The following is a 5,141-nucleotide window of genomic DNA, read 5'->3' on the forward strand; positions in this document are numbered from 1 at the left end:
AATTCCGTGCTGCGTGCAGATTTCACGAAGCCGCTCCAAATAGCCCCTTGGTGGAATGAGCACACCTGTCGAACCTGCAACGGGTTCAACGATCACGGCCGCAATAGTCGAGGGGTCATGCAGCTGTATAATACGGATAAGTTCTTCAGCATACTCTGCGCCGCTTTCCGGTATGCCGCGAGAAAAGGCGTTGCGATCCGGATCGTGCGTGTGTCGCATGTGATCAACACCGGTCAGCAACGTGCCGAACGTCTTTCGATTGGCAACAATACCACCGACTGATATGCCGCCGAAGCCAACGCCGTGGTAGCCACGCTCGCGGCCAATCAGGCGTGTTCGCGAGCCCTGACCGATGGCGCGTTGATAAGCCAACGCGATCTTAAGCGCGGTATCAACACTCTCCGAGCCCGAATTCGTGAAAAAGACATGGTCCAGCGGCGAGGGCATCATTGCCGCCAGTCGGGCAGCCAGTTCGAATGCTTTTGGATGCCCCATCTGGAAGGCTGGAGCATAGTCGAGTTCAGCGATCTGGCTTTGAACCGCTTCAACGACTTTCGGTCTCGAATGACCCGCATTGCAACACCACAACCCGGCTGTTCCGTCCAGAACCTGTCGACCATCCGCTGTTGTGTAGTGCATATCCTTGGCTGCAACGAACATGCGCGGCGTCTGCTTGAATTGACGGTTTGCCGTAAACGGCATCCAGAATGCTTCGAGATTGTTGGTAGCAGCCTGGTTTGGTGCTGACATGCGTCCTCCTTGCGGCTTGTTGAATGAAAGCCGACTGTTGATTCGGGTTTTGAAAGGAGCGCATAGCTATGGCTCTGCCAAGAGAAGCAGCGCTGTCAGCTTTGGTCCTCTCCCCCACGCTGTTCCAGGCGCTGCTAGCGGGCTTTTCGCCTCTTCCAGCAGGGCCTTATGTCTCTGGTTGGCCTATCGGCCCGATCCGGATTACCGGTTTTGGTAATGATGATCTTTTCAGGGCGTTGCTTCAAGCTATCCCCATTGCAGGGTTGAACCTGATCGACTAGCCTTCTGACCATCTGGTCAATTTACCCTAGGAGGGATTTGACCAAATGGTCAAGATGCAAATCCGCTCGTTTAGCCTAAATTGAGGTCAATCGACGCCAGGATCATCGAAGACCAACCAAAGGTCGCCGGAATTCGAGGGGAACCGGCGCTCTGGCAACGCATTGGGAAGGACGGTCGTTTCGACCGATAGTGTGTTTGATGACAGGGCTTAGTGGGCAAACATCACAGAATTTCAAACAAGGTGGTCTGAGCCGGATTCAGGAAAAGAACCGGAACCTTATTCTGGAAGCAGCGCTCAGCGAGTTTTCCAAAAAGGGATATTCAGGAGCTACCGTGGAACGGATCGCTGCAGACGCCGGAATGTCCAAATCCAATCTTCTGTATTATTTTTCCTCCAAGGAAGCGATTTACAAAGAAACCCTGGCTCACATCCTGGACGTCTGGCTGGCTCCATTGAAAACACTGAACCCTGATGGAGACCCTGCACAGGAACTGGGTGAGTACATTCGTCAGAAAATCGAGATGTCTGCCAGGTTCCCCGAGGCGTCCCGGCTCTTTGCAAACGAAGTTATGCAAGGGGCTCCTCAGATACTGCCAATTCTCGAAACGGACCTGAAGCGGCTGGTGACCGAGAAAAGTCAGGTGATCGAAGATTGGATTGCTTCGGGAAAAATCCGACGCGTTGATCCCGTCCATCTGATCTTCACAATCTGGGCAACCACGCAACACTATGCCGATTTTTCCGTCCAGATCAAAGCCTTGACCGGGAAGGACTTGAGTGATCCGGATTTCTTAAAAGAAACAGAGGCTTCGGTGACTTCCTTCATCCTTCATGGTATCGGCCTTTCGGGGCCACAAGAGAGTGACTGAGAGACGTGCCGGAAGTTCCTTCAGATGTAAACGAGGCCTCCCGAATTCCGGTGACCGATCGGCTGTTCATCTTGAAAGACGATCTTGCCGAGGATTTCATCAGAGCGTCGGGTCCCGGCGGGCAGAATGTAAACAAGGTGTCGACTGCCGTTCAGTTGCGCTTCAATCTGGCTGACAACGAGACGCTGCCTGAAGATGTGAAGTCCCGCGCTGCCAGGCTTGCCGGCAGTCGATTGACCCAGTACGGACAAATCCTCATTCAGGCGGATCGTTTCCGAACCCGTGAACGCAACCGGGAAGATGCGTTGGAGCGCTTGCTTGATTTGTTGCGTCGGGCAACGGAAAAACCCAAGCCCCGCAAGGCGACGAAGCCCACCCTCGGGTCCAAAAAGCGGAGACTGGATGCCAAAAAACAGCGCGGGCAACTAAAGAAACTGCGTGGGTCGAAGGGCGATTGGTAGAAACTGGACGAAATTTCTCGTTTTGAAGGCAGCTGTTCATGTCGGTGCGAAGTCGGGACAACAAGAAGCTTTCGCCCGCGCTAATTCGCGCAATTAATCGATACCTGCTCGTGGAAACCGAGCTGCAACCCGCAGATCTTTGTCTGCTTTTCGGTGGGTTAAGAAGCGCAGAAGCACGCGTGCAAGAAACAATCAAACTTTGGAATCGGAATTATATTGACCAGATTATCGTGTCCGGTGGTCGAAAAGGCAGATCAGAAGACACGGAGGCTGAGCAGATGGCCGCAATGCTTCGTGAATTTGGTGTACCTGCAGCGCAAATAATTATTGAGAATCGCTCGCAAAATACAGGTGAGAATGTTGCGTTTTCGATGGAAAAATTGAATCGCCTTGGACTGCTTGAAGGCATCAGATCTGTAATTGCAGTTGGCCGTTTCAGTGCTTCGAGACGTTACTTGATGACCCTGGAACGCTATTGGCCCGATGTGATCAAAATGCTCGCACCGGTAAATTACCATTCCGTTGATGTTGCTGACTGGGTTAATGATCGCTTGCTTTGTGGTGAGGTGGTTGCTGAATGGTGCAAATTGAGGCCGTATCTGAATGCGGGTTTTCTAAAAGAACTCAATCCCGAGACCTGTAAACTGCTTGGCGATTGAATGAATTTTGGACTGCGTCATCGAAGATACTGGGTCGATGAAACGCGAAAAGACGGCCTTGTCCAAAGGTGTGTTTAAAGCGGTTTCGAATAAAGACCCAAGTTTTGAGAATACCTGAAATCATTGGTTTTATAGAAATCCAGTAACTCTCCTGATGATCTTGAGACCAACCAGGAGGAGCAAAGTTCGTTTTCTCTGGCAAGGTTTTGAAGCTCTGTGAGAAGAAGGTTGCCAATACCTTTTCGTTGTTTGTCCGGAGAGACAAGCAGTTCTGCAACAAAGAGCGTTTTTCCCTTGAAGGATGTGTAGGGGACACCGATTGAAAATCCGATGAGGGCCGCTTGTTCAAACGCTCCGACACCCAGCCAGCCGTTTGTTTGGACAAGCTCCTTCAAACGGTCCTTCGCGGTGTCGAACGACCAGGTTTCGTTCCAAGGCGGGCCCGCATAAGCGAGCAAGAACAATTCAGCAGCCTGGTCAATATCGGTGGCTTCAATTCGTCTTATTGCAACTTCCATCCAGCGATCTGCCTTTCATTGCATAGGAAGTTCTGTGTAAGCATATGAAATGCCGTACTGACAACGGGTCAATTTGCGTGGGATATCGGTAATTGCGGGAAAGACAGTTGGGCGAAATTAATATCGAAATCCGACAAATTCATGCAGACGAAGTTGCTGCTTTCAGACAGATACGTTTGGAAGCGCTCAAGAACGAGCCGTCCTCCTATGCCAGCAGCTATGAAGATTGGATCATCCTGACAACCGAAGACTGGCAAGAGCGACTGAAGGAACCGGTTTTCGTTGCATTTCAAGCCGGTGAACCTGTCGGCATCATGGGTCTGCTGCGTCAGCGCGCGAGCAAAATGAGCCATCGAGCGACTATCGTCATGGTCTATGTGCGCGAAAATTTACGCGGAAACGGAATTGCCGACAAGTTACTCAAAGCCGTTGTCGAGACTTCAGGCGAGAGGGGGATTGCACAGTTGGAACTGACGGTCAGTGCCGAGAATATGGCCGCAATCGAATTTTACAAGAGACAGGGATTTACAGAGGTCGGGAGAATTCCTGGCGGTTTTCTGCACCAAGGCAGAGAGATTGATGACCTCATTATGGTGTATCGACTAAGAAAGGCGCTTTTAACTGAACAGATTTTCGATTGAGATCAAATCGCCAAAAGAAGAGGCCTGTTTGCCCCACGTTATGTTCCAGCGGGGCTCGCAAGCCTTGAGGGAGATGTGAATTTGTTTTTCTAACCCGTGGTACCGTGCAAACCACTTTCGTTTGTACAACAGAACGCGGTCGGCATTTCGGTTCACACGTTTTTGCCGTTTCAAGCAAGGCGGTTCCAGAACCTGTAGGCACGATCGAGTCTGATAAGTCGTTCTTCTTGAAAGCGACTCAGATTGTCCTGCTGTTTCACCAAGGGTTCAATTTGGTTTCTGAGGGAACTCTTCCGCCAGTTTGCCAATTTATCAATCATGTTTCGTCCTCCGTTTTGGGTTGGTTGACTGAGTTTTTGTTGTCAGTCATCTGTATCGTTATTTGGGGTTCGTCTGTGAAAACTACAAATTAAGCTTTGATAACAATGAGGACATGATTTGGTTAGTTATCTTATTTAGTTTTTCAAGTAAAAATATACATGACAAGCTGTTCACCAAGCTCATGCCTGCCAAGCGATTGCAACAAGATCTACCGCATCGCGACAACCAGTTTCCTGCCGCGAGGTAGCGACGACCATTTTGTAGTTGCGGAATAGGGGACAGGAATTCAGAGACGAGGGGAAATCTGGTGCTCCCGTCGTATTCGACTATCTCACATCCATGGCTGAGTATTCAGGGGGATATTGAAGGCAGGATCTTTGGGGAACGGCAGGGCAGGGGTGTTTTAAATCTTCACTTCTTTCAAGCCGTCCAGGAGCAGTTTCATGCCCAAAATACCGAAAACCGCTCCGAAGAGACCATCCATCGCGCGCCAGAACCGGCGATAGAGTTCAGCAACGGAACGCGCTGAGAACAGCAGGCCGTAGCAACCATAAATCGTTGCTGTACACGTTGCGGCAAGTGGCGCAAAGGCCGCGACTTGCCACGACGTCAGTCCGGAACTGAAAAGGAAGGATGCCA

General features: G+C 50.7%; 7 protein-coding genes and 1 pseudogene. 5 read left to right on the forward strand and 3 right to left on the reverse strand.

What is annotated here, in order from left to right:
- The coding region (locus K5905_RS27035) for an aminotransferase class III-fold pyridoxal phosphate-dependent enzyme (RefSeq protein WP_297590089.1) at nucleotides 1-750 on the reverse strand (750 nt) is incomplete at its 3' end.
- A gap of 68 nt (nucleotides 751-818) precedes the next feature.
- Here K5905_RS27035 and K5905_RS27040 point away from each other — a divergent pair.
- The 4 genes from K5905_RS27040 (at nucleotide 819) to K5905_RS27055 (ending at nucleotide 3,022) form a co-directional block, all read left to right on the forward strand.
- Complete coding sequence (locus K5905_RS27040; RefSeq protein WP_297590092.1) at nucleotides 819-1,031, forward strand: hypothetical protein; 213 nt, start codon at nucleotides 819-821, stop codon at nucleotides 1,029-1,031.
- 199 nt (nucleotides 1,032-1,230) lie between these two features.
- On the forward strand, nucleotides 1,231-1,902 hold the full coding sequence (locus K5905_RS27045) for a TetR family transcriptional regulator C-terminal domain-containing protein (RefSeq protein ID WP_297590094.1): 672 nt from the start codon (nucleotides 1,231-1,233) through the stop codon (nucleotides 1,900-1,902).
- Between the two features lie 5 nt (nucleotides 1,903-1,907).
- Nucleotides 1,908-2,363, forward strand: coding sequence for an alternative ribosome rescue aminoacyl-tRNA hydrolase ArfB (gene arfB / locus K5905_RS27050; protein WP_297590096.1), 456 nt, complete (start codon nucleotides 1,908-1,910; stop codon nucleotides 2,361-2,363).
- A 110-nt stretch (nucleotides 2,364-2,473) separates the two neighbouring features.
- Nucleotides 2,474-3,022, forward strand: coding sequence for a YdcF family protein (locus K5905_RS27055; RefSeq protein WP_297590099.1), 549 nt, complete (start codon nucleotides 2,474-2,476; stop codon nucleotides 3,020-3,022).
- A 74-nt stretch (nucleotides 3,023-3,096) separates the two neighbouring features.
- Here the strand turns inward: K5905_RS27055 and K5905_RS27060 are convergent, their stop codons facing one another.
- Complete coding sequence (locus tag K5905_RS27060; RefSeq protein ID WP_297590101.1) at nucleotides 3,097-3,540, reverse strand: GNAT family N-acetyltransferase; 444 nt, start codon at nucleotides 3,538-3,540, stop codon at nucleotides 3,097-3,099.
- A gap of 116 nt (nucleotides 3,541-3,656) precedes the next feature.
- On the opposite strand from K5905_RS27060, the gene K5905_RS27065 reads away from it, so the two are divergent.
- Nucleotides 3,657-4,181 (forward strand): GNAT family N-acetyltransferase, encoded by a 525-nt coding sequence (locus tag K5905_RS27065; protein ID WP_297590104.1) that lies wholly within the window; start codon nucleotides 3,657-3,659, stop codon nucleotides 4,179-4,181.
- A gap of 724 nt (nucleotides 4,182-4,905) precedes the next feature.
- Here K5905_RS27065 and K5905_RS27070 read toward each other — a convergent pair.
- Nucleotides 4,906-5,141: pseudogene (locus K5905_RS27070) on the reverse strand (LysE family translocator); the annotation flags it as partial.

The organism is Roseibium sp., from assembly GCF_025698965.1.
Classification (GTDB): Bacteria; Pseudomonadota; Alphaproteobacteria; order Rhizobiales; family Stappiaceae; genus Roseibium.